Genomic DNA, 26,111 nt, shown 5'->3' with positions numbered 1-26,111 from the left:
CATCCGTGTTCCACACAAACTCGGAATGATCACGCGGTGGCCGCCTCGTGTCCCGCCACCACGCCCAACATCACGAAGTCCGGCTGCCGTACTAGAGGGCATCCGCCGCCAGGGGGCGTGCCGGCGGATGAAGTCTTAGCTGATTACCAGACGGGAGGCTGTTCGACGCCGGAGGCCGAAGGATTCTCGTTCTGGTTCAGCACGGGCCTTGCTCGAACGTCCAAGGATGCCATCGGCTCGTGGTCGTATCCGGGTTCGCGCTGATACCAGTAGAAGGTCGTCGCGTAGTCGACCCAGCCGCGCCCCTCTTTCAGCGGAAGCATGCGCTTAATGCGCCCTGAATACTCGTACTGCCAGTTGGTGCGCATCTCGAGCTGTTCCGTAAACCGAATTGGCTCATCAAATCGAAGACGATAAACGCTCAGCAGAGCGGGCCAACTTGGTCGCACGAAGTTGATTCCGTTGCGGAGACCGTTGAACTCCTTCTGAAATCCCCATGAGAGGCCGAATGAGTCCTCGGTGCCGAGATACTCATGCTGTGGTTCGGTGGCGCCGTCGATTCGAATCTCCTGGTTGCCTTCCATCACATGCTTGAATTCCCCGAAAGCCCGCTCGTCAGTGGCCACGCTCCAAGACTGGCCAACGAAATGCCCGTCGCCCTCGATCTTGCAGAAGAGCTCGTCGCTCTCGCCGTTCAGCTGAAAGCCAAAGCGCCGCCAGGTAGCGTGGAAGCGGCCGAGTTCCGGTTCCCAGTCTTCCAACTCCTCCCACTCGACGAAGCTGTAGTTCCACAGATCCCAAGGTGTCTCGTTGCGGAGCCGTACGGTTGCGTGCTGCTCGAAGGGCATTGGGATGAAGCAGTTGTAGGACTCAGGCGCCTTCTCGATGTAGGGGGTTGTGAAGTGGGACGCACGGCCGCTGCATCCGTCGGCAAAGAAGTCCGCGAGCGGCACGAGCACCGAAGGCCTCCCGGAGTGCTCGAACTCGATCTCAAGCACAACGCCGCGGGAGATCATCGCGTGCGCCTGCTCACGGCTCACGTCGGAAGGGAGACCTTTGATGTACTCGGCAGGATGCTGCGTGAAATGCAGGGAACGAATCACGCCCGGTCCGTCGAGGTCCGCGATCGTGATGGTGGCTCCTGCGTCAAGCGTCTCAAGCTGCGGATAGCGGTCATTAGCCCAACCGCCATTTGCCGCCCCGGTGCGAAGGCGCCGAATCCGTGCAGGTCCGAGGCTGTCTTTCATCAAGTCCAATGTCGTCACCCTCTATCTACCTTTCATTCTTCTTTTACACGAAGCCCCGAACGACCTAACTAATGCGTAGGCGATCCCACCGGAGACCCGACCCAAGCCGTGCGAGCCAGAGCCGTCGAGCCGTCGTGGTGGATCTCCGTCAACCAGTCCTGCCCCGATGCGCCGATGTCGCGAACGCTGCAACCCACGTGGTTCGCTGGTGATCCTGCAGGATACTGGATAGTGCGTCAAGGCTTGGGCTCGGAGCAAGCTGCCGGGGGAACTTGATCCCGACCGCGCGATTACTGCGCGATCCTGTGGTTCTGCCACCACTGCGCGTCCGCGCACTTTGGCGGCGTCCCACACGGATCGACGGCGCGTTCGAGAGCTGGCTGCCGATCCGCCGGTCGCACGTCCACCGCACCCATGGACAGGTCGATGCGGTCCGCGCTGGTGGCCAGCGGGAGTGCATCGACGAGCGAGGAGCTGGCCGAGATCAGGGAGCTGAGGGCCAGGGTCCGGCAATTGGGATCCTGCGAGCAGGAGTGCCGGGTCGCCGAGCAGACCGATGCTCGAACACCGCATCGAGAGGATCACGCCCAGCTCGATCGTGGCCGCCAAGGCGTTAACCGACCCTTGTCAATCAGGACCCCAACGCCCGGGGCCACGACACGCCCCATCACCGCAACGTTGCATCAGGCAACAGCGAACCGCCACCCGGTCATCCCCTGGTGGGAAAACTTCATTGACTTATCCTGCAGGATACCGGATAATTGTTCCAGCGGGAGAGGCATCACCACGACTTGCTCGATCGAGAAGGTCTCGAGGCAATCCCCGCCTTCGATCGGGGTGGAACACAGACCGTCATCACTTGGGGCGACCAAAGACCCAACAGCGTCGATCAATGGAGGCTGACGTGAGTTCCGAAGAACTCCTGCGCAACTACTTCAAGGTCGAGATGACCCGCGATATCGATGCGGTACTTGATCTCTACGCGCCGGACGCCACCTTCCAGACCCCGGAGCGGATCCGCCGAGGCCGGGCCGAGATCCGATCTTTCTACGAGGACGCGGCTCACCGTTTCCCCCACCTGGATGTAACCATCGTCAACGCCTTTGACCGAGGCGACTGGGCGGACGGCGAGTGGGACGCGACCATGTCGGGACCTGACACGGGGGAATTGCGCCTCCAGGGCGTGAACGTCACCCGTTTTGAGGGCGGGCGGATCGCTGAGGTTCGCTCTTACTACGACTCCAGCGCCTACCTGCCGTCATGACCAGTATCGAGAGCGCGCGCGCCTACCTGATCGACCTGCCGGTCAAGACGCCCCGACATGACGCTATCCAGAGTTTCGTCAAGCAGGAAACGATCCTGGTCGAACTCGTGACCACCGACGGCCTACTCGGCATCGGGTACAGCTACACCATCGGGAACGGGGGAAGCGCGGTCCTCGCCATGCTCCAAGAGCACCTGCTTCCGCAGTTGATTGGTCACGACGCGACCGAAATCGAGGCAATCTGGCGAATGCTGTGGGCTTCGACCCTGGCCACTACCGTAGGAGCGATCACGTCTCTGGCCTTGGCGGCGGTGGACACGGCACTCTGGGACCTGCGTTGTCTGAGGGCCGACGAACCGCTATGGATTCAGGCGGGCGGCGCGCGTCCCCGCGTCCGGCTCTACGACACCGAGGGTGGTTGGCTACAGCTTCCCGTCGACGAACTGGTCCGCAATGCCAAAGCCTCCCGTGACGCAGGATGGCGCGGCATCAAGATCAAGGTGGGCAAACCGTCAGTCGCCGAAGATGTCGCTCGGATCGCCGCGGTCCGTGACGCCATCGGCGACGAGATTGACTTGATGGTGGACGCTAACCAGGCCTTCAGCCGATCAGAGGCGATCCGGCGGGCTGCGGCGTTCGGGCCGTACGACTTGCGCTGGTTCGAGGAGCCCATGCGTGCCGATGATGTCGTCGGTCACCAGATGCTCCGCGAATCGACTTCGATACCGGTCGCGGTCGGCGAGTCCATGTACTCCGTGGGGCAGTTCGGGGATTACTTGGCCAGAGGCGCAGCCACCATCGTTCAGGTTGACGTCGCCAGGGTCGGGGGCATCACCCCATGGCTCAAGGTCGCACACGCCGCCGAGGTTGCGAACGTCGAGGTGTGCCCGCACTTCTTGATGGAGCTCCATGTCAGCCTTGCCGCAGCTGTGCCGAACGCGCCCTATGTCGAGCACATTCCGCAGTTGGATCTGATCACGTCCTCGCGCCTGCGCATTGAGGAAGGTGCAGCGGTAGCACCGAACAGGCCGGGGCTTGGCATCGATTGGGATCTATCGATGATCAGCAGTCTGGCCAGTTGCGCCGGCAGCGGGGTATCCCGCGAGATTCGGGAGGTCGATCCAGTTGTCCAGTGACCAGCCCATGTTAGAGGAGCCTGCCGCCGGCTTGGCTCACGAGACGGACCCGCTGCAGGCAAAGCTGTCACGACGAGCCGTGCTGGCCGACGATGTCTACGAGGTGATCAAAGGCCTGATCATGGACATGGAGTTCCCACCGTCGGCCCGGATCAACGTCGACGCGCTGGCCAGGCGGCTGGGTGTGTCGATCACACCGATTCGAGAGGCTCTTTCGCGGCTGGAGTCCGACGGGCTGGTGGAGAAGCAGCCGCTGAAGGGAATCTTCACCACCCCGCTTCTCTCGGAGCAAGAGTTCGAGGACATGTACGAACTCAGGCTGTACCTCGAACCGGCCGCGGCCGGGCGTGCTGCGCAGCGACTTTCGACTGGCATCGGTCAGCGGCTCCGTACGCTGCTGGACGAATTGCCGGCAGAGACGAGCCTCACCGGTTACGACGGGTTTCGGGCGCTCATGCTTCACGATGCGGTTTTCCATCAAGCGATTCACGTCGCGTCTGGAAACCAGATGGTGACGCAGGCGTTGGCCCGACTGCACTGCCACCTGCACCTCTTCCGATTCGGCTATGAGAGTGCCACCGGTGAGGCGACCGTGAAGGAGCACCGCGCCTTGTACCAGGCGATCGCATCCGGGGATACCGATGCGGCCGTCAACGCCATGACCGTGCACTTGGAGTCGGCACGCGATCGACTGCGCAGCCGGCACCACTAAACCTCGATCCACCGATCGGCTTGCCGTGAGGCGCTGATTCCGGATTGGCTTGATGGTGGGCTGTTTGTGGCGTGTTGGGGCGTCGCTGCGTGTCAAGATTTTTGAGGCGGGTTGGTCAGGGATTCATTGAGTCAACCGGTTGGTGCTCCTTGTCGTCGGGGTCGCTGGGTTTGTTGATCCAGGCGCTGGTGGGCAGGACGGGTGGTTCGGGGTGTTTGCGCACGAACCGTTCGGGGTTGCGGGTGTAGGCGGCGGTGAGCACTTCGGCCCGGCCGGTGCGGATGGTGTCGGCGTGTCCGTAGTGGACGTCGATGGGGTGGTGCCAGCCGATGCCGGAGTGGTAGTGCTCGGCGTTGTACCAGGTGAAGAAACGTTGGCAGAACGACCGTGCGTCGGCCATCGAGCCGAACTGTTCGGGAAAGTCGGGCCGGTACTTCATCGTCTTAAACTGGGCCTCTGAGTAGGGGTTGTCGTTGCTGACGTGGGGCCGGGAGTGGGTCTTGGTGACGCCGAGGTCGGCGAGCAGGAACGCGACCGGTTTGGAGGCCATCGAGGAGCCGTTGTCGGCGTGGATGGTCAGCGTGTCGGGTTCGGCGTTCTGCTTGGTGATCGAATCGGCGAGCAGCTGCTCGGCCAACGCGGCGGACTCGCACTCGGCGAGCAGCCAGCCGACGACGTAGCGGGAGTAGATGTCGATGATCACGTACAGGTAGTAGTAGTAGGTCCAGTTCGCCGGGCCGCGCAGCTTGGTGATGTCCCACGACCAGCACATGTTCGGCCTGGTGGCGACGAGTTCGGGCTTGACCCGCGCCGGATGCGTGGCTTGGCGGCGCCGCTCGTGCACCTCGTCGTGCTCGCGCAGGATCCGGTACATCGTCGAGATCGAGGCCAGGTAGATCCCGGCGTCGAGCAACTCGTGATAGACGGCTGCTGGGGCCTTGTCGACGTGCTCGGGACTGTTGAGCACCGCCCGCACCTCATCGCGTTCCGATCGCGTCAGCGCCCGCGGCTGCGGTTTAGGCGGCCGCGCCGGAAGCGGGCTCTGGCGGTGGCGCCGGTAGTGGCTGGCCTGCGGCCGCCCGGTCGCCTCGCAGGCCTTCCGGGTCCCGATCAACGGTTCAAGCTCGGTGATCGCTTCATCGATCATGGCGTGGGCTCGCTCCCGCTGGCCGGGTTGTCGGTCGCGAGCTGACCCAACAGCGCGGAGAGCTTTCCCTGCACCTCGATCACCTTCCGCGCCTTCTCCAGCTCCGCGGCCAGCCGTTCGTTCTCCCGCCGCAGCCTGACGTTTTCCCGATCCTTCGGATCGGCCGGCGGCCGGCCCGCCGGCGTGGCCAACGCCGCCATCGCACCCTTGTCCCGCTGGTCTCGCCACGCCGAGATCAACGACGAGTACAGGCCCTCCCGCCGCAACAAGGCACCCTTCCCGGCCTTGTCCAGCTCCTCATACTCGGCCAGGATCCTGGCCTTGTACGACGCCGAATACCTCCGCGACCGCGCCTTCGCCGGCACCTCCGGATCAGGCACCCGCTCACTTATCGAACTCACCTCGGGTAAGACTCCTCGCTCGCCCTCAACTCAAGGTTTCAAGATCAAATCTTGCCTCAGGCAACCTTGACACAGAGGGCGCCATGCCTTCGCGGTGCGCATCCGGAGCAGGTCGATCTCGAACTCGGCGAAGGTGGCGAGGATGTTGAAGAACATCTTGCTCATCGGGTCGGTGGGGTCGTAGACCATGGTGCCGAGCTGGAGCCGGGTGGAGCGTGCGGCGAGGGAGTCGCCGATCTCGCGGGCGTCGGGCACCGAGCGAGCGAGCCGGTCGAGTTTCGGGTGACGAGGGTGTCGTCGGCCCGGACCGCGACCAGGGCTTGGTCGAGTCCCGGCCGGGCGCGGGTGGTGCCGGAGCAGGCCTTGTCGAGGTAGACGTGGTCGGCTGTGACGCCGAGCTCGAGCAGGATCCGCCGGTTGGCCTCGAGGTCCTGCTTGTCTGTCGAGCCGCGCGCGTAGCCGATCAGCATGCCCAGCACTGTACCGGCGTTGTAACGGATAGCCCCCGTTCACCGGACAAGTCGCCGGACACCCTATGCCGTCAACGTCATCGAGTGCTGATGGGCACCGACGACAATCTGCTCGGGTCCCCGGACGAGTCCCGCCTCGAGGTTGACCACCCGCACGACCACGCCGCCGGCCTGACAGCGGTCAGGGTGGCGATGCGACGAGCCCTCAAGGAGATGGGCCCAGTCCGGACCGCGCGGACGTTGTTGCGGCCCAACCAGGCCGATGGGTTCGACTGCATTAGCTGCGCCTGGCCCGATCCAGACCCCGAGCACAGGCATCGTGCCGAGTTCTGCTAAACGGCGCCAAGGCGGCTGCCGAGGAGGCGACCAAGGCACGGGTCACCCCTGGATTTCTTCGCCGGGCACTGCATCAGCGACCTGCTCGGCCGGACCGACCACTGGCTCGGCAAGCAGGGCCGGCTCACCCATCCGATGGTCAGGTGGCCCGGCGCCGATCACTACGAACCGATCTCCTGGGACCGGTGGTGGCCGATCATCTGCGTGAGCTGCCGTCGCCGGACGAGGCGGCGTTCGTCTGTCAGCTGTTCGTCCGCGCGTTCGGGACCAACAACCTGCCCGACTGCTCGAACATGTGCCACGAGTCCAGCGGGCGTCGCGCTCATCGACACCATCGCATCGGCATCGGCATCGGCATCGGCATCGGCGAAGGCAGCGTCGGTCTCGAGACCTGTACCGAGCCGACCTGATCGTGCTCGCCGGCCAGAATCCCGGGACGAACCATCCGCGGATGCTCTCCGCCCTGGAGACCGCGAAGAAGCGCGGTGCGCGCACCATCTCGATCAACCCGCTGCGCGAGGCGGGGCTGGTGAACTTCCACAACCCCCATAACGCTCGCGGTGTCCTCGGACGCGGAACCGACCCGACCGACCTGCACCTGCAAGTCCGGCTCAACGGCGACCTCGCGCTCTTCCAGGCCATCGGGGCGCTTCTGGCGGAATGGGACGCCCTCGACCACGACTTCATCGCGGCCTGCACCACGGGATTCGACGATTGGCGCGACCAGGTCACGAAGGTGGACTGGGAACAGGTACTGACGCTCACCGGTCTGACCCGCGACGAGATCACGCAGGCGGCGCGCATGGTCGCCGACTCCAACGCCACCGTGTACTGCTGGGCGATGGGGCCTGACCCAGCACCGTAGCGCTGTGGCCACCATCAAGGACGTCGTCATCCTCGCCTTCGCCCGTGGCGACATCGGAAAACCAGGTGCGGGCCTCTGCCCGGTCCGCGGACACTCGAACGTCCAGGGCGACCGAACCATCGGGATCTAGGAAAACCGCCGGCGGACTTCCTTGACGCCCTGGCCGCTGAGTACCGATTCGAGCCCCGCGGCATCACGGCTACGACACCGTCGAGTGCATCCACGCGATGCTGGCCGGCAAGACCTCCGTGTTCGTTGCCCTAGGCGGCAACTTCCTGCATGCCGCACCCGACACCGCCGTGACTGCCGAGGCGTTGCAGCGTACGGCGCTCACCGTGCAGATCTCGACCAAGCTCAACCGATCCCACCTGATCACCGGCCGGACCGCGCTCATCCTGCCCACCCAGGGACGCACCGAACGCGACGACCAGGCCGCCGGCCCGCAGTTCATCACGGCGGAGGACTCCATGTCGGTGGTGCACGCATCGCGCGGACAGCTCGACCCCGGCGAGCGAGCATCTGTGTTCCGAGGTTGCGATCGTCCCGGGTATCGCGGTTGCGACCCTCGGCACCGAGTCGGCGGTCGACTGGCCAGCACTCGGTGCCGACTACCCGCTGATCCGGGCCGGCATCGAGCGAGGTCTCGCGATGACGGCTTGGTGAGGGAATGAGATTGCTGGCAGAGATGACATTCAGGGACTAAGATTCCCTACATGACGACTCCGAGTGCGCAGTTGAGGCCCGCCAGGCCATCCGAGCCGATGGTCGCTGACTTCACCCGGTCCATCCCGCCGTTGACCGCTGAGCTCGGTGCTGGGCTTGCTGACGCAATGACGGAGATGGCCGTCGAGCACAGCGACGGCTTGGTTCTACGGGAGACGAAGTCCGGAGGAGATCAGAGGGATCGAGAGCAGGCGAGTCGGTGGATTGCACCACGTTTCGTTCTTTCGCCTGATCCCGGGCGGATCCTGCTGACCAACGGCAATCAGAGCTCATTCCAGTTGGTGGCGCGTCACGTCGCCGGCATCGGAGGTGCAGTCCTGACCGAGCAGCTCACTTACGGGGTCATCGATGAACTGGCCTACAGCGTGGGCGTGCGCCTTGTTCCGCTGGCGATCGACGAAGAAGGGCTTGTCCCGGACGCGTTCGAGCAGGCGGCACGTGCCGGTGCGGGCCAACTGCTGTACTGCAATCCGACGAACCATAATCCAACCACCGCGATCATGTCGGCCGAGCGGCGGCTCCACATCGGCAGGATTGCCGAGCGATACGGGATCCAGATCTTCGAGGATGACGTGCTCGGGCGTCTGCACCCCGATGCTCCGCCACCGATTGCCGCCAGCCATCCGGATCTGACGTGGTACTCGATGGGCCTGACGAAATGCCTAGCACAGGGGCTGCGGGTCGGATATCTCGTATGTCCCTCTGTTGCCCGACGCAATGAGCTAACGGCGCCGACTGCTCGCTTGTCCGATTGGGTGGCCAACCCACTGGCAACCTCTATCGTGAGACGGTGGATCGAAGACGGTCGCGCGGAGAGCATCACCGCGTCCATCCGCGCCGAGGCGGTCAAGCGACAAGCGCTCGCGGCACAGGCACTCCCGTCAGCACGGTATCGGGCAGGCGCTGATTCGTTACACCTGTGGCTCACCGTCCCGGAGGGACAGAACGCCGACGAGTTTGCGCGCGGAGCGCGGCAACTCGGGGTGCACGTGCGCCCGAGTTCGCTGTTCTGTGTCGGGGAGAATGCCCAGCCAAACAAGGTGCGGCTATCGCTGAGCACCCCGCGCTCACGCGATGAAGTCGCCGCCGGCCTCGACGTGATTGCCAGTCTTATCTGACTGGTCGTCGTGTGTACCCGGCGCATCCTGAAGCTCGAGAAGGGATTGTGCCGCAGTGCGGCCGCAGTCTGGGGTCACACGGAGTGTGCTGCGCTGATATCGGCCATCGCGTCGAGGTACTTGCGCGACCGATCCGGATGTCGGAGGGCCACGGCCACGAACAGCGCGTCAACCACGGCGAGGTGTGCGAGCCGGCTTGCGCTCGCCTCGAGGCGGAAGCCCTGTTCGGAACTACCCGCGACCAACGCGGCATGGGACGCCAGTGCGAGCGGGGAATGGACGAAGCTCGTGATCGACAGGACATAGGCGCCGCGGGAGCGAGCCGTCTCGGCGGCCAGCAGCGTCTCCCGAGTCGCCCCCGTATGCGATACCGCCAGGCATAGCCCTGAGGCGTCCAACTGCCGGGCGGCAAGGTGCTGGGCCAGTGCATCCGCCGGCGCGGAGGTCACGAGGCCCAGCATGCGCAAGCGATAGGCAGCATCGCGTGCCGGAGCTGCAGACTGACCGTTCCCGATCACCAACACTGCCGACCTCGTCGACAATTCGGCGGTGGCCTCGCTGAAGGCATCGGTGCTGACCGTGGCCACGGCATCTGTGAGCGCGGTGCTGCTCGCATGCAGCATTGCGTGAAGCACCTCGGTGGGTGTGGAGGACTGGTTCAGGCCCTGAGCATGGACGAGTGGCTGGGTGCTCGCCTGGGCAAGATCGCGCACGAGTGCGAGCTTGAGGTCCTGGAAACCATCGAAGCCGGCTTGCTGGCATGCCCGGATCACTGTGGACGCGGCCGTTCCAGCACGTTCGGCCAGATCGGCGGTCGCGTAGTGCACAACCGCCTCGGGATCGCTCAGGACGACGTCCATAGCCCTAGCGGCGCTGGGGACCAGCGACGGCATCGCCGACTTGATCCGCGCCAGGACTGTACCGCTCATCAACGGCTTCGGCGTTTCGGCTGGCTTGTCAGGGCGTCCCGCCGCCTTGCTTCGGCCCGCCTGCTCTGTGCTCATCTGTTGCCTCTCCGAGTGTTTCGGGTGAAGCTTAGATATCAGGGAACGCGATTGCTTGATGAGGCCCGATCTAGGCAGTGGCGATCCCTCCTGAGCATAGTCCAATACGGCTGGGAGACGCGTTGGTCGACGGCCAGCCAGACCCGCGCCCGCAGATGCACGCTGAAGCCGGCTACGCGGAGAACTGGCGTCAGCCTCTACCAGGACCAGGTGCAGTTGGTCCATCTCCAACGTGATCGGCCCTGTCGTGTGTCACCGAGCGCTACTCCTACTCCCATCCCTGAATGGGATGGCCTGTGCGAGGCCAGACTGGCCGTCGCCGGAGGCGAGCACGTCACTCTGGTCGGTCCCGGCAGGGCGTACAAGGGGCCAAGGGCAACATGCCTCGGCTCACGTCGGCCAGAGAGAGCCTCCCTGGAACGGCTTGCCGTCGGCACGCAGGGCTAACACGACATCCGGCCGACCGGTCAGCGACCCCGGAGTTTCGGCAGTGGATCCGGCGTGCGTTCAACTGCTAGCACCGCGCATCTAGCGTCCAATGAGTGCCAGCGCTGCATTCACGATGCTTGCGATATCGATGCCGTGGATCTTGTAGGCGTCGTCGAGGCTCGATGATTGGCCGAACTCGGTGACGCCGAGGCATCGGATTCGGTCACCTCGAGCCCCGCCGAGAAACGAGAGCGTGTGCGGGTGTCCGTCTAGCACGGTCACTAAGGGCGCGGGGTGAGAGGAGGGGAACAACACCTCGACGATGTCGCTGCCGCCCTCAGATCGGAGACTGCCGCGTCGCTGCAGGGAGCGGAAGACGAGGTCGGGACTCGTAAGGCAGACCACTCCGGCAGTGACGTGGTGCTTGGCGAGCTCTGCAGCCGCAGCGATCACCTCGGGCATGATGGCGCCTACGCCGACCAGCGTGACCTGTTCGAGGGCCGCCTCGTGACCGGTCAGTCGGTAGCCGCCGGCGACAGACTGATTCCGCCGGCGTTCGAGCATGACCGGGTCGTCGGGCAGTTTGGCCAGTGCTGGGTCGATGGGTCGCGTGGACAGACGGAAGTACGCCGAGGCTCCTCCGGGGATGCCTACGTGTTTCATGGCGTGCAGGAAGCACCATTCAAGGTCTTTCGCGAAGGCCGGTTCCCAGGCGACGCAACCGGGTTGCTCGAGCCCGATGGATGGTGTGGTGATGGACTGGTGTGCTCCGCCTTCGGGGGCCAGGGTCACGCCCGAGGGCGTGCCGACCAGGATGGATTGACCTCCCGCGTAGATGCCGTAGGCCCATGGCTCCAAGGCACGCGACACGAACGGGTCGTAGAGCGTTGCGACCGGGATGAGGCGTTCTCCCCAACGGCTCCATGTCGCACCCAGCTCACCGGCCAGACCTACCAGGTTGACTTCGGCGATGCCGAGCTCGACGTGCTGACCGCTCTCGCGCTCAGCCCAGCGCAGCACACGCTGCCGGTCGTCAGCGAACCAGTCACGCCGGTCCTGGACGGACCAAACACCGGTCTTGTTGATCCAACCACCTAGATTCGTCGACGAGGCAACGTCGGGACTGCAGGTCACGATCCGGCTCGCTGCCGTCGGCGCGTCGTGGTACAGATCGGCAAGCAGCCGACCCAGCGCGGCCTGCGTCGAAGTGGGCTTGCGGTGCGGGTGCCCCAATGACGTAGGGATCTTCAGGTCCGGCGTCGCGCCGAAGAAATTTCGCTGCAGGCGCTCTCCGCGTGCGCGGCAGAGGCGAGCTTCCTGGCTGTCGGGGTCGAACCCTTGCCAGGGATCGTCGAGCGAGGTGCCGCATTGCTGGGCGAGCAGCTGCATCTGGTCTCCGCTCAGCAAAGCCGAGTGATTGTTCGGGTGTCCTTCGGTGGGCAGGCCCCGTCCCTTGATGGTGTAGGCGAAGACAACAGTGGGCCGTGTCTGGTCCGCCGCGCCGAACGTGTCGATGAGCAACTCAAGGTCGTGGCCGCCGAGGTCACGGATCAGCGCCGCAACCTCGTGAGCCGACAGCCTGGTGAGAAGCTCACGCAACTCAGGGGTGTCGTGCTGGGCAAGGATCCTGTCCACCAATTCCCCTGAGTCCGCCCGAAGCAGACGCTGGTATTCCTCGTTGGGCATCTCCTCGAGCCGACGGCGCAGAGCCTGTCCGCCGGGCCGCGCGAAGACCTCCGAGATTTCGCGACCCCACTTCAGCGTGAGAACCTCCCAGCCTGCGGCGGAGAACATCCCTTGCAGTCGCTCGATCTGGATATCGGGGACCACCCGATCCAGCGACTGCCTGTTGAGGTCCACCACCCAAAGGACCTCGCCAAGCTTGGTCATGGTGGGGTCAGCGATGGCCTCCCAGATGGCGCCTTCGTCGAGCTCTGCGTCGCCCAGGAGGCTAATGAACCTGGCCGCTTTGGGCGTCGAGGAGAAGTGTGAGGACAGGTAGCGGTGGGAGACGGCTGCCCAGAGCGCCGCGGTGGCACCGATTCCCACCGACCCCGTCGAGAAGTCGACCGTGTCCGGGTCCTTGAGACGACTTGGGTAGCTCTGGAGTCCCCCCTTCGCCCGCAGAGTGGTCAGGAACTCTGGCTTCAGGTCACCGATGAGGTAGTTGATGGCGTGCAGCACCGGCGACGCGTGGGGCTTGACCGAGACGCGGTCGTGGGCAGTGAGTTCGTGGAACCACAGTGCCACCATGATGTCGACCATCGAGGCCGACGACGTCTGGTGCCCACCGACCTTGACACCGGACGGGTTCGGCCGGCCACGGTTGGCTGCATCGACAATCGCAGTCGCCAGCCACAGCACTCTTTGCGAGAGCCGCCGCAAGACCGCGATGTCTGGGCGCGGGGTACTGGCGTCGTTGCCCGGCTGGGGCTCAGCTTGTGAATCCATGGTTGGTTCCCTGGGGTGTCGCGCGTTGGATGAGACCCGTGTCGAGCACGGCGAGCCGTCATGCCGTTCGGACAGCGAGGTGTCTGATCTCTGGCCGTTCGGTCAGAGCGTCGATCTCCTCGCGGACGGGGTCGATGTCTCGAGTCTTGATGGTCATGGTGACGTGCCGATCGTGCGGCTCGTCGTCGATCTGGATGGCCCGGACGGAGACTCCGACGTTCTCCATGGCTTGCAGGATCGGCCCCAGCGTGCCGTGCCCGCGACTGTATATGGCCTCAACGACGTGTTCCCTGCCAACAAACGACGCCACGCCATGCTGCTTCACAAGACGCAAACCGGTTAGTGCCGTGAGGATCATGACTGTTCCGATGACCGCGGGGATATAGAGGTGGGCGCCACACGCCATGCCCAGCGCTGCGCTCGTCCACAAGGCGGCCGCGGTCGTGACGCCCCGGACGGAGCCCGCGTCGCGAAGAATCGCACCCGCCCCGACGAATCCGATACCCGACACGATCTGTGCGCCCACGCGCATCGGGTCGACGTTGATGCTCCTGTACATGTCTGGGAACCCGTAAGCACCTACTAAGGTGAACAGCGCCGCGCCCATCGCGACCAGTGCGTGGGTTCGCATGCCCGCGTGTTGACCGCTGACCTCACGCTCAAGGCCCACCACTGCACCGAGTAGCGCCGCGACGCCAACGGCGAGCACGACCTGAAGGGTGCTCACTGGTGCACCATCCTCTGGTCGGTGGTTCCGGATGGACTGCTGATGCACCCGAGGTGCCGCCCGGTCACTGCCCTGCTCGCTTGACGCGTTGGACGTCCAGCATGAGATCTGCAGGGCTGGGTGGTTATCCGGGGCGTGCCGACCGTCGACAGGGCTGAGCGCCAGGGCTTGATGCTGCGAGCGCCGATCAGTGAGCGGACAGGCAGCCGCGTCCCGGCACCGCATGAGGGTGCCTCCCCACTGGGTCTAGCAGCGAGGAGGCTGACGTGAAGTCTGCCAGAAACACCCTGCCCGAAGAACCCGTCAACGATGTGACCGCTGGGATCGACTGGGCCCGCGACGATCATGCCGTGTCGGTGGTGAACGCCCGCGGCCGTGAGATCGACCGGTGCACGGTGGAGCACTCTGCCGCCGGGCTGCGCGACCTGGTCACGATGCTGGGCCGCAACGGGGTCGGTGAGGTCGCGATCGAACGTCCCGACGGCCCGGTCGTCGACGCCCTTCTGCGGGCCGGTGTCACCGTGGTGGTGATCAGCCCGAACCAGGTCAAGAACCTGCGCGGCCGCTACGGGGCGGCCGGGAACAAGGACGACCGGTTCGACGCGTTCGTGCTGGCCGACACGCTGCGCACCGACCGGGCCCGCCTGGCACCGCTGACCCCGGACGACCCGGCCACGGTCGCGCTGCGCCGCGCCTGCCGGGCCCGCAAGGACCTGGTCGCGCACCGGGTCGCGGTCGCCAACCAGCTGCGCGCCCACCTGCGCAACGCCTTCCCCGGCGCGGTCGGCCTGTTCGCCGACATCGACTCGCCGATCAGCCTGGCGTTCCTGACCCGCTTCGACACCCAAGACCGCGCCGACTGGCTGTCGCCGAAGCGCCTCGCGGCCTGGCTGGCATCGGTCGGCTACTCCGGCAAGAAGGACCCCGCCGTGCTGCACGCCCACCTGAGGGCGGCACCCCGCGGCGCCACCGGCACCCACGCCGAGGCCGAGGCCCACATCACCCACGCCCTCGTGGCCGTGCTCACCACCCTCGCCGAGCAGATCAAGACGCTGTCCGGCCAGATCGCCGACCAGCTCACCGCGCACGCCGACCAGCACATCTTCACCAGCCTGCCCCGCTCCGGCCGGGTCCGCGCCGCCCGCCTGCTCGGCGAGATCGGCGACTGCCGCGCCCGATTCCCCACCCCGGAGTCGCTGGCCTGCCTGGCCGGCGCCGCCCCCTCGACCCGCAAGTCCGGCCAGCTCCGCACCGTCAACTTCCGCTGGGCCTGCGACAAACAACTCCGCGACGCCGTCACCGACTTCGCCGCCGACACCCGACACGACAACGCCTGGGCAGCCGACCTCTACCAACAGGCCCGAGCCAGAGGCCACGACCACCCCCACGCCGTCCGCATCCTCGCCCGCGCCTGGCTGTTCGTCATCTGGCACTGCTGGCAAGACCGCGCCGCCTACGACCCCACCCAACACAAGGCCCTCCAACGCATCCTCAACCCCACCAATCGGCAGGCGGGTTGACACAGGGCTTCTCATGCGGCGAGCAACCCGACAAGCCTGGTCAGACCGTCCTTGATGCCCGTGCCAGCAACGACCAGGTTCGAGTCCTCAAGGGTGCGGTCCGAGCGGCTGAGTTGACCAGCCACAGCTTTACTAAGAGTCAGGAGACCACCCGGCGGACCGTAGTGCTGGAGCCTCTCGGAGGCGGCGGCCGCGATGGCTGCACTGACCGCGCTCGACGCGACATCCAATTCACCGGCGGCGAAGCTGTTGATGCGGTGGCTCGCTGCTCGCAGCTCTCTTGTTTTGACCGCTGTGCTGGTGGTCGCCCCGCCAATGCTTAGCATCCTGTCGGAGGTGGGAATCACGGGCGCTCCCAGCTGTCGATGATCGCCGGCAGATCGGCGATGCTGTTGATGAGGTGCGTGTGGGGGGCAGTCTCGAGGGTCGCTTTGTCGTGGGCGCCGGTGAGCACTCCGGCGACGATCGACGCTCCGGCCCGGGTACCGCAGTAGAGGTCGTTCAGGGTGTCGCCCACGACGGCGACGGACTGGACCGACGGTGCCCGCAGCCGCAGGATCGCGGTCAAGACCGTGTCGGGATACGGGCGGCCCCGGCCAACATCCTCGGGCGACAAGATGAGGTCGACCATTTCAGTCCATCCCAGTTGCGTCAGCAGGACCTGGCGCACGCGCGCGGAGAAGCCGGTCGTGAGAGCCACCTTTACCCCACTACTACGGAGCACGTTGATCGTCTCCGTGGCGCCGGGCAGGACCTGCACGCGGTCCTCGCCGATCAGTCTGATGAGCTCTGTCTCGAAAATGGCATGCGCCACGCGCGCGGCGTAGACGTCGCCCAGCAAGGCCTCGAACATGGCCGTCTTTGCGCCGCCGCGGGCGCTGTGGAACGTGTCGTCGAAGTTGTCGGGTAGCCGGCCACCTGTGACTTGACGGACTGCGCTCTCGACGGCCACGCGGACGGATCCTCGTTCGTCGATGGTCGTACCGGCCATATCGAGAACCGCGACCTGCAGGTTCCTTTCGGTGACGGTCATGGGGCGATCTCCCGCTCAGCGATGATTTCGTCGTCTTTGAGAAGCGCGTCGCGCGCGCTGTCGGCGCTCCGTAGAGCGACGGCGACCGAGAGTGCGTCGACGACCGCCAGATGCGCGATGCGGCAGGACAGCGCCTCGGGCCGCAAGGTGGATTCAGGCGTGGCAGTAACGATCTGGATGTCGGCCAATTGCCCCAGCTTGGTATTCCGGTAGCTGGTCAGGAGCAGGACGGTCGCGCCTGCCTGTCGGGCGCGCTGCATCGCCGCTCGCGTCTCAAATGAGCGACCCGTATGTGACACCGCGAACGCCAGACTCCCAGGCGGCAGATGGGCCGCGGAGATTGCCTGCATATGTGGATCGGTGACCACGGTCGCCGGCAGACCAAGCCGCACGATCCGGTAGTACGCGTCCATTGCCACGGGTACCGAACTGCCAACCCCATAGAACTCCACCCGCGGCGCAGCCAGGATGGCGTCGACGGCGCGCTCCAGCGACTCCTCATCCAGAACCGCGAGGGTGTCAGAGATCGCCTGCATGTCGGAGCTGAACACCTTCTTGGCGACTGCCAGAGCACCGTCGCGCTGGTCCACCGCCTCCCTGACAAGCCACGTCGATGGCGATGACTCCCGGGCCAACGCGAGCTTGAGCGCCTTGAAGCCGTCATAGCCCAACGACTGACTGCAGCGCACGACCGTTGCGTCGCTGACGTTGATCCTGCTGGCAAGCTCACGGGTCGAGAGCCGAACAGCGACATCAGGTTCACGGAGCAAGAGGTCAGCCAGCTTCCGCTCCTGCGGCCCAAGGGACTCGTATACAGCCTGAACTCTCGCGAACACACCGCGAGGAGCGGCGACAGACCGCTCAAGATCATCATTGGTCTCTGCGGAAGGCACGTGGCGGATCCTCCTCAAGTCTTGATACCGGCGATTCCCCGGAAGTTCACAGGATCGTCGGATCATCCCCCTCTTGACGCTGCATGAAACTCTACTACAGACTCGAGGCGTACGCATCTAGCAGAATTCCACGGGTTGGGAAGATCCATCGACCGATGGATCGCAGCAGGCTCCCCCCACACACCCCAAAGGTTCCTCGCAACCCGTGGGCCGTTGCCGGAGGCGCACGGCCGATCGGCCGGAACATTGACTGCCATCAAGGGCAACACCGCGTGGTCAGACCGGTTGGCCCAGATCGTTCAGGTCGGGCATTGCGATGAGGAGACAAGAACGTGCGATAGATGGACTTCACCTAGGCCCCGGAGGGTAGCCCGTTGGCCTGATCGTGCCCGGCTCGGCGTCGCGAAGGACGGGAGGCATGCTGCTGCGGCGCTGGCTGAAGCAGCCCGGCGGCGAACCGTCTGCCAGGTCGAGACAACGCAGGTTTGGATCCCCAAGACAGGAACATGACCCATGACCGAGACAACCCCACCGCACAACCCCTCCACACTGCCTCGCACCACACTCTGGGCGGCTGACGAGCGCGTCCGCGGAGCCGCCATGAGTCCATACAGCGACGACGCAACGTCGGCGCCCGGTCGATCCGAGCAGGGCCAGCGCTGGTCCGTCGGTGCGGCAAGGTACAGCCGCCGCTCGTTCATCGGTGCGACTGCCCTGCTTGGTCTGACGGCCTGCGTGGGAGGCAATCCGGGGTCCGCGTCTTCGAGCAGCACAGTCGGCACAACGTCGGGTGATGCGCCCGCACTGCCACCCAAGGACACCGCCGCAACACTGAACATCTGGGGATACGAGCCCGCGGACACCAGCGGATGGATCCCACGGACCATCGCGGCGCTGAAGGCCGAGTACCCGAACGTCAAGATCGAGTACACCTATGTGCCCCCCGACAGTTTCGTCCAGAAGGCCCTCGGCGCCTCCGCCACTGGGCAAAAGCCGGATGGCTTCTGGTACAACGCGTCCGACGGTGCCAACCTGGCCCAGGCGGGGCTGCTCGCCGGCCTGAATCCCTACTGGGACGCGTTCCCGGACAAGGGCCAGTTCCCCGACTCCGTCGTGTGGAAGTACAACGAGCAGGTCATTTCTGTGCAGGGCTACATCACCACGACCGCACTGTTCTACAACAAGACCATCCTCGCCAAAGCCGGCTTGAGCGCACCGCCTGGGACCGTGGACGAGTTCACAGCACAACTCGAGAAGATCAAGGCGGCTGGCTATCAGGGATTCGCGATGTCCGCTGACAAAGGGCGCTCGGAGTTCGACTTCTTCCCCTGGTGTCTCGGCGAAGGGCTCAACTATGGGTCCTGGGACAAGGACAAACTCACTGCCTTGCTCCAACGATTCCGCGACTGGATCACGGCCGGGTACATCCCGCAGGATGCCGTCACGTGGAGTCGGGCGGATGCCTGGAGCAAGTTCGCAGGCGGCAACTTTGCCTTCGGGCAGAACGGCAACTGGAAGCTGACCGAGGCCAAGGCGCTCTCCTTTGATTGGGGCGCGGCTCCCATCCCGGCCGGCTCTGCCGGTAGTCATAGCATCGGCGGCGGCGGTGGGTTCTCCATCGGTTCCCAGGCGAGCAACCCTGCGCTCGCCTGGCGCTTCTTCGAGCAAGGGCTCCTTACCAAGAGCACCGAGCAGACGATCTTCCGCGCCAAGGGAAGGCTCCCGGCGCGTAAGGACGGTATCTCGGGACTGCCTGAGGCCAAGGATCCCAATCTAAAGGCCTTCGTCGAGGTTGTAGCCAACCTGGGCGCGCGACCCGGCAGCCCCTTGATCAGCGAGTATCTCGTCGTCGTCAGCAATGTTTTCAGCGCCGTATGCAGTGGTCAGGCCACTCCGTTGGCCGGCGCAGAGCAGATCATCGCGCAGTGCAGCAAGCTCTAGACCGCCACCCGGGAAGGGAGGCTCCAGTGAAGAGAGACATCACGCTTCTCCAGGCCGAACCAGGTCGCGCGGAAGACGGCCAAGCGACCTCACACGTCGAACTCGAGGCTGCGCCGAGGCCGAACGAGCAACGGCAGCGAAGGACGCTGTCGTGCAAGCACCGACGCCTCGCAGCGAACATCGCCTTCGCGGCACCAGCCATCGCGTTCCTGGCCACCTTCGCGCTCTATCCGCTCTACGTCCTCCTCCGGCTCAGCCTCAGCGACGTCAAGATCACCAACATCCTCGGCTACTGGCCAGCCGTCGGATTGCGCAACTTCCAGGAGATCTTGAACGATCAGCAGTTCCGGTCAGCCGTCAATCAGACGTTCATCTTCGTCGCCGGCGTCGTCGCGTTCACAATGACCATCTCCTTCGCGACCGCGATGCTCCTGCGCGCGGCCAGCCACGCGAATCACATAACGCAAGCCACGATGATCCTCGTCTCGATCCTGCCACCGGTAGTGATCGGGAGCCTATGGAAGTTCCTGCTCGCCAGCGACAGCGCGATCAGCAGACTGTTCCAGCTCCTGCATCTGGCCGATCACCCGGTCGCGTTCCTCGCACAGCCTGGGACGGCGCTGATCTGCGTCGGCGTCGCCACCGTGTGGGCAAGCGTCCCATTCACCACGATGGTGCTGAAATCGGCAATCCTCGACGTGCCCGTCGACCTTCAGGAAGCCGCCTCCATGGACGGCGCCGGCCGGATGCGGGTCCTCTGGCACGTCATCTTGCCGCTCCTGCGCCCCACACTTCTCATCATGACCGTGCTCAACATCGTCGCCGCGTTCAAGGCCTTCGACTACATCTACGTCATGACCCAGGGCGGTCCAGGGACGAGCAGCTCAACCATTCCATTCCTGGGCTACCTCACCGCGTTCACCTTCTTCAACTTCGGACAGGCCGCCGCGATGTCGGTGATCGCAATGATGTTCGTCGCACTCATCGCAGCCCTCTACATCCGTACCGTCCGCACCGAGGAGCGGTCATGAAGTACCACTCTGCCGCCCTCAGACGATCCCCGCTCGCCATCGTGTTCCTCCTGTATGCGGCGCCGCTGCTGCTGGTGCTCCTCGGAGCGTTGAAGACCAACGATGACATCACCAACCACCCGACCGCGGTGATCTTCCGGTACTCGCTGGATGCGTTCCGCACCGTCATCAATGCCGATCTAGCAACCGCGACGCTGAACTCGCTGCGGATCGCCGGCGGTGCGACGCTCGTCTGCATGGCGCTCGGCACACCACTGGCCTACGTTCTTGCCCGGCTCCGGTTTCGGTGGATCGGTTTGATGCTTGCCGTGCTGATCCTGCTGCAGATGACACCTGCGGCGACCTCGGTCATTCCGCTGTTTGCGATACTCGGCGCACTCGGCATCCTCGGGACCACATTCGGGGTGTCCGTCGCGATCGCGGCCCACACCTTGCCGTTCGCCGTTCTGCTGATGCGCCCGTTCTTCTTGAGCGTGCCTCAGGAGGTAGACGAGGCGGCCCAACTCGATGGTGCCGGCGAGTGGCGGACCTTCCTGTCTGTCTGTCTGCCACTGGCGCGAAACGGCGTGTCGGTCGTGTCAGTGCTGGTCTTTATCGGAGCCTGGGGCGACCTGCTCTACTCAGTCTCATTCCTGAACAAGAACAACCTCTACCCGCTGACAGTACTGCTTACCCAGCAACAGACCATTTACGGCAATCTGTACAACAACATGATGGCACTCGCGGTGATCGGATCGATCCCGACCATCGTGCTGTTCGTGCTCATCGCGCGCCGACTGTCCAATGGTCTGGCGCTAGGAGTTGGCAAGTGATCGGCTATGTCAGCACCACGGACGACACACGCCGAGGTTGCCGCTGAGGTTCACCCGTTCGGGTCCGCCCACCGAATCCGCTTCTGCGCAACCTGCCGGACGTGCGCATGAACGATGGCAGACCGACCCCCCGTGGGGAAGGCTCGTTGCCGCTACGACCAAGCCTCAGTGACCGCTATGGCCGCACTGCGATTAGGAGGATATAAAATGAGACAGCCGAAACTGTTTGCCGGAGAAAGTTTATGCGAAAGAGCGGGCTTTCCGTATCTCACCTATTACCGAGCCGGCTCGAAGGACAAACCATTGGTGATCTTTTCTCCCGGCGGGGGGCATCTCGCCCGAGTTGTCTATGGACATGATGGTGCAAATAGGGAAGATTTTCTCGATTACTGGCTCGAATCACTCGGCTATGGCTTGCTAGCAATTTCCTATCCTTCTGATCATCCCATTTTCGAGCGACCATATCCTGAAATGTCGGTTTCGGACTGGGGAAAGAGCTTGGCCTCCGTAGTTGCCGCATTCATTGATGAGAAGGAGCTATCCCCAAGGATCATACTTGTGGGGTGGAGTATGTCTGGGAGGCTCGTCAGTACGTTCGCCCAAGCAGCCCGCGAATTGAAGTTGGAATCGATGTGCTTTATTTCGCTGGCGGCTTCAATTCCAATGCCAGGAATTTTGCAGCGTCAGACCGGTGTAGAACCACTGACTCCGGAAGGCCTATGGGATTTTGAAGGCACATGGCGCCCCGCAGTCTGGGAAAAGAATATTGAAGAGATAAACCGCACAGAAGGACACCCCGTCATCTCACTGGAAGACTATAGGGCTTTTTACCGTTGCAATAACCCCATTCAGTTGCGTGGCGAAGCAGACCGGTTCCAAAACGGGGCCCGGTTTGTTTCGACTGAACTTGCTATCAATGACGTTCGTCCATTCGACTACTCCCAATTCCCAATATGTGCTGCAATCGCGCCAGCATATCCATTAGATTCCAGACATGCGTTGACTGATGGCGTATCATGGGCATTTTACACCATTTATTCAATCGTTCTGGGACGATTTGCAGGGCGCAATCTTATGGAATTGTCAGAGATCGCCTGGGATGAACTGCGAGATCTCGTGACATCAATTCCACAGCGGCTTACTCGCTATAGTCCCGGTGGACACTTCTTTTTCCTCGGAAAAAAAGGCGCGTCAGTAAGTGCTCAGTATATTGATGAGTTAGTTCTCGAGGTGGCAAAGCTCGAAGAAAAGATCAAGGCTCTGGCCGGTCTGGAAAAACCTTAACTTGCCTGGCGAGTCAAGGTTCATTACAAACTAGATCTTGAAAGGTGGACTGCTTTGCTGAAGGAAATTTCGGAGTGTGGATTGATCCTGACGGCGGATACGCCGTGGATGGTCTCTGGCAAGGAACCGGAGCCGCTTCGACGCGCGCTCGAAGATGTGCAGCGGGATTGGTACAAGGTGTTCGGCCACACGCCCGTGATCGTTAACGAACTTCCAGCCTCGTGGAACGGTTTGGCAGTTGACTTCAGGCTCCTAACTCAGAAATCGGCGGATCGGGCGTCCTTGCCGGCGATGGGTCGTGAGAGTTTCACCCTCGAGGTCCGGTCGAGCGGCGGCAGCGCTCAAGCGATCGTGGCCAGCGCCGCCGATTTGCGCGGCGCACTCTACGCCGTCTACGCGTTCAGCGAGCAGCTCCTCGGCGTTGACCCGTGGTGGTATTGGGCAGACAAGGAGCCGGCTCGGCGCGAGAACATCGCGGTACCAGCGGAGTTCCGCCAGCATGCCGCTTCCCCGACCTGCAAATATCGCGGCTGGTACATCAACGACGAGGATCTGCTCAGCGGATTCAGCCCAGACCCGCTGCGCGAGAACGTGTTTTCGCTCGAACTGCTGGATCGGATCTGCGAAACCCTGCTGCGCCTCCGCGGCAACGTGCTCGTGCCGGCCACGTGGCCGTTCCCGGACGAGCGCTGCTATGAATTCGTCGCCCGCCGGGGCCTAGCGATTGGCATGTATTGGCCCGTGGGCATGAACATGCTTCGTTGGCCTGAGGACGTGCCGTACTCCTACTCCAAGCACCCGGAGATCATAGAACGGTATTGGCAGGAGTGCATCGATGAGTTCAAAGACAAGGAAGTGGTCTGGAGCGTCTGCTACAACGGCATATATCGATCGTTTCGACCGTCCTGGAGCGACGAACCCGGCGTGGACACGCCCGAGGCCCGCGGCCAGTTGTTCACGCGAGCCATTGCCAAGCAGGTAGAGATGATTCGCAAGGTCCAACCCGACGCGCCCATCGTCTTCAATTTGTGGAAGGAGCGGGTGAAACTCTATCTTGACGGTTTCATCCAGCTCCCAACAGGCGTCACCGTGGTCTGGACCGACGACGGCGCCGGTTTCATGCGCGATGCTGGCCAAGTCCGGGCCGGCACCGGCATGTTGTATCACACCATGAAGTGGAACTTTGCCAACGGACTGAGCGAATTTGCTCCGCCCGAACGGATCTACCATGAGATGGGACGTTGCATACGTGCCGGCGCGACGGAGTACTTCCTCCTCAACGTCGGTGAAGTACGGCCGGCCCCGCTCAGCACCGAATGCGCCATGAGGATGGCCTGGGACGCGCGCCCCTATCTCTCCCGGTCCGATCAGGACAATCAGCGCGCCTTTCTGTTGGAGTGGACTCGCCGCCAATTTGGCGCGGAAGTCTCCTCCGCGGTCGCAGACCTCTACCAGGAGTATTTTGCCATCCCGGGTCGACAGCCAAAGATGCCGTATTGGGAGCCGATTAGTGCTCCATCGGCCTCCGATCAAGCAACGAAGACTGAGGTCTCCGGTGCCGTGCCGCGGGGCGACAACGCGCCCCATGCTCACCTCCAAGATCTGTGCACTGAGGCGCTGCCGCTCATGCAACGCGGCCAGCCACTGTCGAGCGCGGTGTTGGAGAACGCCGCCAAACACCTGCAGTTCGCGCAAACGAACAGCCGCTATTTTGCGCCGTTGCTCCACAGAGCCGAGGCGCTGGCCGGGAGCATCCCACCCGACCGCCGGGACTTCTACCAAGCCCATGTATTGGCCGCGATCGGCATCAATTTACATTCGAACGAAATGCTTGAACATTATTGCCACGCGCTCCAGAGCGTCGGCCGTGGAGACCATGGCGATCCGATCCACCATCTCGAACGGGCGCTGGCGGCGATCGACGCTGTGTTTGGCTCGCTACCCCTGGCACAGCAGGGCAAGTGGGCGGTCTGGTATATCGGGGAGGGCCACAACGGACTCGAGTTCAGTCGCGACCAAATTCGTCTGTCTCTGGCCGCTTTGCGCGGCGAGCCCGCACCGCCAAGCCGCAACGTCCCTAGATCTCAAAGTTTTAGCAGAATGTATCAGTACCAGGAACGCTTCCACCAGAATTTCCCGCTGCTCTATGGAGCGAAAAGCAGCCAATCGGGACACTCGCTAGTGACTGATGCAAACAGCAATGCTTGATGGCAAAACGCTAAAGTCACCGGCGGCGGTACCGGCATCCGCTTGGCCATCGCGGAAGCCTTCGTCGCCACAGGAGCGGCACCCAGGCAAGACGAGGACCAAAACCATGAAGATCACCGCGATCGAAACACTCCGGACCGACATTCAGCCGAACCTGGTCCTCCTGCGTCTGCACACCGATGAAGGCCTGGTCGGCCTCGGCGACGCCTTTTACGCGCCGGCGCCAGTCGAGAGCTATCTGCACGAGACGATCGCCGAGGTGCTGCTCGGCGTCAGCGATCCGACGCCCGAATGGACCGCGCGGGTGCTGACACCGTACGTGGGCTATCAAGGCGGCGGCGTGGAGACTCGCGCGAAGGGTGCTGTCGACCTGGCGATCTGGGACCTGACCGGGAAACGGGCTGGCCTGCCCGTCGTCGATCTGCTCGGCGGCGCGGTCCGCGATCGGATACCGGTGTACAACACCTGCGCCGGGCCGGGTTACGTGAGCACGACGTCACGGCAGGAGTCGGCAAACTGGGGGATCGCCGCCGACGGAAGGTTCGAGGACCTGGACGCCTTCCTGCACAGGCCTGCAGAGCTCGCCGAGGAACTCCTTGCCGATGGCATCAACGCGATGAAGATCTGGCCGTTTGACCTCGCGGCCGAAGCGACCGGCGGCACCGACATCAGTCAGCAGAGCCTCGACGAAGCGATCGCCGTCGTCGCCGCCATCCGCGATGCGGTGGGGCTGCAGATCCGGATCATGATCGAGCTGCACGGCCTGTGGTACCGGCCGGCCGCCGAGAAGATCTGCGCCGCGCTGACGCCTTACCAGCCGTTCTGGGTGGAGGATCCGATCCGCGCCGACGGAGCCGATGCACTGGCGCGCCTGGCCGCTGCGGTCGACGTACCGATCGCCGTCGGAGAGACCGCCGGAGGCCGTCGCGGATTCCTCCCACTGCTGCAAAGTGGCGCGCTCGACGTCGTCACAGTCGACCCTCAATGGGCGGGCGGTCTCACCGAGGCTCGGAAGGTGGCCAGCTTGGCGGACACGTTCGGCGTGCCGATCGCGCCCCACGACTGTACCGGGCCGGTCTCGTTCGCGGCCTGCGTCCACCTTGTGGCCAGCCAACCCAACGGGCTCGTCCAAGAAACAGTGCGGGCATTCCTGAACACCTGGTACGGCGCACTCGTCGAAGGCCTGCCACAGATCACGGACGGCCACATCGCACCCACCCGCGCTCCCGGCCTCGGCATCGACCTCGTCCCCGATCTCGCCGACCGTCCTGGAGTGACGCGCCGCGAAACCACGCTATGACCAACCAACGCACGCGCCCTCCGGGCTCGGCGTCCTCGTCGGACACTTCACGAGCAACG

At 64.0% G+C, this 26,111-nt stretch carries 26 protein-coding genes; 16 read left to right on the top strand and 10 right to left on the bottom strand.

Translation table 11 applies throughout. The annotated features are described in order from the left end of the window. Positions 1–143 precede the first annotated feature (143 nt). Positions 144–1,265 carry a DUF2961 domain-containing protein gene (locus AB0H36_RS40010; protein WP_360535860.1) on the bottom strand — a complete coding sequence of 374 codons (1,122 nt, stop codon included), beginning with the start codon at positions 1,263–1,265 and terminating at the stop codon, positions 144–146. Positions 1,266–2,151: 886 nt separating this feature from the next. Here AB0H36_RS40010 and AB0H36_RS40005 point away from each other — a divergent pair. Genes AB0H36_RS40005 through AB0H36_RS39995 form a run of 3 tightly spaced genes read left to right on the top strand, consistent with a single transcriptional unit; the run spans position 2,152 to position 4,359 of the window. Beyond that, entirely contained in the window at positions 2,152–2,511 is a 360-nt protein-coding gene (locus AB0H36_RS40005) for a nuclear transport factor 2 family protein (protein ID WP_360535858.1), read from the top strand. Next, the gene (locus tag AB0H36_RS40000) at positions 2,508–3,647 is read left to right on the top strand and encodes a mandelate racemase/muconate lactonizing enzyme family protein (RefSeq protein WP_360535856.1); all 1,140 of its coding nucleotides are present in this window, start codon (positions 2,508–2,510) and stop codon (positions 3,645–3,647) included. The genes AB0H36_RS40005 and AB0H36_RS40000 overlap by 4 nt, the downstream gene beginning before the upstream one ends. A 7-nt stretch (positions 3,648–3,654) precedes the next feature. Further along, a complete protein-coding gene (locus AB0H36_RS39995) occupies positions 3,655–4,359 on the top strand; it encodes a GntR family transcriptional regulator (protein ID WP_360535854.1) in 705 nt (234 codons plus the stop codon). A 115-nt stretch (positions 4,360–4,474) separates the two neighbouring features. On the opposite strand, the gene AB0H36_RS39990 is transcribed toward AB0H36_RS39995, so the two are convergent. The 3 genes from AB0H36_RS39990 to AB0H36_RS39980 form a co-directional block, all read right to left on the bottom strand. Further along, positions 4,475–5,907 (bottom strand): IS3 family transposase gene (locus AB0H36_RS39990; protein WP_360535852.1). Its coding sequence is split into 2 segments (ribosomal slippage): positions 4,475–5,574 and positions 5,574–5,907, totalling 1,434 coding nucleotides; the frame shifts between segments, so codons are not numbered across the junction. A 30-nt stretch (positions 5,908–5,937) separates the two neighbouring features. After that, on the bottom strand, positions 5,938–6,162 hold the full coding sequence (locus tag AB0H36_RS39985) for a recombinase family protein (RefSeq protein ID WP_360535850.1): 225 nt from the start codon (positions 6,160–6,162) through the stop codon (positions 5,938–5,940). Next, positions 6,069–6,377 carry a recombinase family protein gene (locus tag AB0H36_RS39980; protein WP_360535848.1) on the bottom strand — a complete coding sequence of 103 codons (309 nt, stop codon included), beginning with the start codon at positions 6,375–6,377 and terminating at the stop codon, positions 6,069–6,071. The genes AB0H36_RS39985 and AB0H36_RS39980 overlap by 94 nt, the downstream gene beginning before the upstream one ends. Before the next feature lie 90 nt (positions 6,378–6,467). On the opposite strand from AB0H36_RS39980, the gene AB0H36_RS39975 reads away from it, so the two are divergent. From AB0H36_RS39975 to AB0H36_RS39950, 6 genes are all read left to right on the top strand, one after another. Next, positions 6,468–6,713 carry a hypothetical protein gene (locus AB0H36_RS39975; protein WP_360535846.1) on the top strand — a complete coding sequence of 82 codons (246 nt, stop codon included), beginning with the start codon at positions 6,468–6,470 and terminating at the stop codon, positions 6,711–6,713. Positions 6,714–6,901: 188 nt separating this feature from the next. Continuing rightward, entirely contained in the window at positions 6,902–7,123 is a 222-nt protein-coding gene (locus AB0H36_RS39970) for a hypothetical protein (protein ID WP_360535844.1), read from the top strand. A 2-nt stretch (positions 7,124–7,125) separates the two neighbouring features. Next, complete coding sequence (locus tag AB0H36_RS39965) at positions 7,126–7,578, top strand: hypothetical protein (protein WP_360535842.1); 453 nt, start codon at positions 7,126–7,128, stop codon at positions 7,576–7,578. Positions 7,579–7,582: 4 nt separating this feature from the next. Beyond that, complete coding sequence (locus AB0H36_RS39960; RefSeq protein ID WP_360535840.1) at positions 7,583–7,708, top strand: hypothetical protein; 126 nt, start codon at positions 7,583–7,585, stop codon at positions 7,706–7,708. 97 nt (positions 7,709–7,805) lie between these two features. Beyond that, positions 7,806–8,249 carry a hypothetical protein gene (locus tag AB0H36_RS39955; RefSeq protein ID WP_360535838.1) on the top strand — a complete coding sequence of 148 codons (444 nt, stop codon included), beginning with the start codon at positions 7,806–7,808 and terminating at the stop codon, positions 8,247–8,249. Positions 8,250–8,291: 42 nt separating this feature from the next. Continuing rightward, positions 8,292–9,419 (top strand): PLP-dependent aminotransferase family protein, encoded by a 1,128-nt coding sequence (locus AB0H36_RS39950; RefSeq protein ID WP_360535836.1) that lies wholly within the window; start codon positions 8,292–8,294, stop codon positions 9,417–9,419. 74 nt (positions 9,420–9,493) lie between these two features. Here the strand turns inward: AB0H36_RS39950 and AB0H36_RS39945 are convergent, their stop codons facing one another. The 3 genes from AB0H36_RS39945 to AB0H36_RS39935 form a co-directional block, all read right to left on the bottom strand. Next, positions 9,494–10,423: a MurR/RpiR family transcriptional regulator gene (locus tag AB0H36_RS39945; RefSeq protein WP_360535834.1), complete on the bottom strand. Its 930-nt coding sequence runs from the start codon at positions 10,421–10,423 to the stop codon at positions 9,494–9,496. A gap of 528 nt (positions 10,424–10,951) precedes the next feature. Next, on the bottom strand, positions 10,952–13,303 hold the full coding sequence (locus tag AB0H36_RS39940) for a pyruvate dehydrogenase (protein WP_360535832.1): 2,352 nt from the start codon (positions 13,301–13,303) through the stop codon (positions 10,952–10,954). A 58-nt stretch (positions 13,304–13,361) separates the two neighbouring features. Beyond that, positions 13,362–14,030, bottom strand: coding sequence for an MgtC/SapB family protein (locus tag AB0H36_RS39935; protein WP_360535830.1), 669 nt, complete (start codon positions 14,028–14,030; stop codon positions 13,362–13,364). A gap of 266 nt (positions 14,031–14,296) precedes the next feature. Between AB0H36_RS39935 and AB0H36_RS39930 the strand changes: the two genes are divergently transcribed. Then, a complete protein-coding gene (locus AB0H36_RS39930) occupies positions 14,297–15,550 on the top strand; it encodes an IS110 family transposase (protein ID WP_360535828.1) in 1,254 nt (417 codons plus the stop codon). An 11-nt stretch (positions 15,551–15,561) separates the two neighbouring features. Here AB0H36_RS39930 and AB0H36_RS39925 read toward each other — a convergent pair whose 3' ends face one another. The 3 genes from AB0H36_RS39925 to AB0H36_RS39915 are packed head-to-tail and all read right to left on the bottom strand — an operon-like array spanning position 15,562 to position 17,476. Further along, positions 15,562–15,897 carry a hypothetical protein gene (locus AB0H36_RS39925; protein WP_360535826.1) on the bottom strand — a complete coding sequence of 112 codons (336 nt, stop codon included), beginning with the start codon at positions 15,895–15,897 and terminating at the stop codon, positions 15,562–15,564. Continuing rightward, positions 15,894–16,583, bottom strand: a complete 690-nt coding sequence (locus AB0H36_RS39920; protein ID WP_360535824.1) for an HAD family hydrolase — start codon at positions 16,581–16,583, stop codon at positions 15,894–15,896. The genes AB0H36_RS39925 and AB0H36_RS39920 overlap by 4 nt, the downstream gene beginning before the upstream one ends. Continuing rightward, positions 16,580–17,476, bottom strand: coding sequence for a MurR/RpiR family transcriptional regulator (locus AB0H36_RS39915; RefSeq protein WP_360535822.1), 897 nt, complete (start codon positions 17,474–17,476; stop codon positions 16,580–16,582). Before AB0H36_RS39915 ends, AB0H36_RS39920 begins: the two co-directional genes overlap by 4 nt. 600 nt (positions 17,477–18,076) lie before the next feature. Between AB0H36_RS39915 and AB0H36_RS39910 the strand changes: the two genes are divergently transcribed. From AB0H36_RS39910 to AB0H36_RS39885, 6 genes are all read left to right on the top strand, one after another. Then, entirely contained in the window at positions 18,077–19,417 is a 1,341-nt protein-coding gene (locus AB0H36_RS39910; protein WP_360535820.1) for an extracellular solute-binding protein, read from the top strand. Beyond that, positions 19,351–20,448: a sugar ABC transporter permease gene (locus AB0H36_RS39905; protein WP_360535818.1), complete on the top strand. Its 1,098-nt coding sequence runs from the start codon at positions 19,351–19,353 to the stop codon at positions 20,446–20,448. The genes AB0H36_RS39910 and AB0H36_RS39905 overlap by 67 nt, the downstream gene beginning before the upstream one ends. Beyond that, positions 20,445–21,260: a carbohydrate ABC transporter permease gene (locus AB0H36_RS39900; RefSeq protein ID WP_360535816.1), complete on the top strand. Its 816-nt coding sequence runs from the start codon at positions 20,445–20,447 to the stop codon at positions 21,258–21,260. Before AB0H36_RS39905 ends, AB0H36_RS39900 begins: the two co-directional genes overlap by 4 nt. 207 nt (positions 21,261–21,467) lie before the next feature. Further along, positions 21,468–22,544, top strand: coding sequence for a hypothetical protein (locus AB0H36_RS39895; RefSeq protein WP_360535814.1), 1,077 nt, complete (start codon positions 21,468–21,470; stop codon positions 22,542–22,544). 54 nt (positions 22,545–22,598) lie between these two features. Continuing rightward, positions 22,599–24,752 carry a glycosyl hydrolase 115 family protein gene (locus tag AB0H36_RS39890; RefSeq protein ID WP_360535812.1) on the top strand — a complete coding sequence of 718 codons (2,154 nt, stop codon included), beginning with the start codon at positions 22,599–22,601 and terminating at the stop codon, positions 24,750–24,752. Positions 24,753–24,858: 106 nt separating this feature from the next. Further along, positions 24,859–26,052: a mandelate racemase/muconate lactonizing enzyme family protein gene (locus tag AB0H36_RS39885; RefSeq protein ID WP_360535810.1), complete on the top strand. Its 1,194-nt coding sequence runs from the start codon at positions 24,859–24,861 to the stop codon at positions 26,050–26,052. The last annotated feature ends 59 nt before the right edge of the window (positions 26,053–26,111 follow it).

The sequence above is a fragment of the Kribbella sp. NPDC050820 genome (assembly GCF_040653975.1).
Taxonomy (GTDB): Bacteria; Actinomycetota; Actinomycetes; order Propionibacteriales; family Kribbellaceae; genus Kribbella.
The sequence above is the reverse complement of the archived record's forward strand: the minus strand, read 5'-3'. Positions and strand labels throughout refer to the sequence as shown.

Coding starts and splice junctions, on each gene's coding strand:
- AB0H36_RS39905 (WP_360535818.1), top strand. CDS start 19,351: ATGCAGTGGTCAGGCCACTCCGTTGGCCGGCGCAGAGCAGATCATCGC.
- AB0H36_RS39910 (WP_360535820.1), top strand. CDS start 18,077: ATGAGTCCATACAGCGACGACGCAACGTCGGCGCCCGGTCGATCCGAG.
- AB0H36_RS39975 (WP_360535846.1), top strand. CDS start 6,468: ATGGGCACCGACGACAATCTGCTCGGGTCCCCGGACGAGTCCCGCCTC.
- AB0H36_RS39920 (WP_360535824.1), bottom strand. CDS start 16,583: ATGACCGTCACCGAAAGGAACCTGCAGGTCGCGGTTCTCGATATGGCC.
- AB0H36_RS39950 (WP_360535836.1), top strand. CDS start 8,292: ATGACGACTCCGAGTGCGCAGTTGAGGCCCGCCAGGCCATCCGAGCCG.
- AB0H36_RS39940 (WP_360535832.1), bottom strand. CDS start 13,303: ATGGATTCACAAGCTGAGCCCCAGCCGGGCAACGACGCCAGTACCCCG.
- AB0H36_RS39995 (WP_360535854.1), top strand. CDS start 3,655: ATGTTAGAGGAGCCTGCCGCCGGCTTGGCTCACGAGACGGACCCGCTG.
- AB0H36_RS39895 (WP_360535814.1), top strand. CDS start 21,468: ATGAGACAGCCGAAACTGTTTGCCGGAGAAAGTTTATGCGAAAGAGCG.
- AB0H36_RS39945 (WP_360535834.1), bottom strand. CDS start 10,423: ATGAGCACAGAGCAGGCGGGCCGAAGCAAGGCGGCGGGACGCCCTGAC.
- AB0H36_RS39900 (WP_360535816.1), top strand. CDS start 20,445: ATGAAGTACCACTCTGCCGCCCTCAGACGATCCCCGCTCGCCATCGTG.
- AB0H36_RS39980 (WP_360535848.1), bottom strand. CDS start 6,377: ATGCTGATCGGCTACGCGCGCGGCTCGACAGACAAGCAGGACCTCGAG.
- AB0H36_RS40000 (WP_360535856.1), top strand. CDS start 2,508: ATGACCAGTATCGAGAGCGCGCGCGCCTACCTGATCGACCTGCCGGTC.
- AB0H36_RS39885 (WP_360535810.1), top strand. CDS start 24,859: ATGAAGATCACCGCGATCGAAACACTCCGGACCGACATTCAGCCGAAC.
- AB0H36_RS39955 (WP_360535838.1), top strand. CDS start 7,806: ATGCTGGCCGGCAAGACCTCCGTGTTCGTTGCCCTAGGCGGCAACTTC.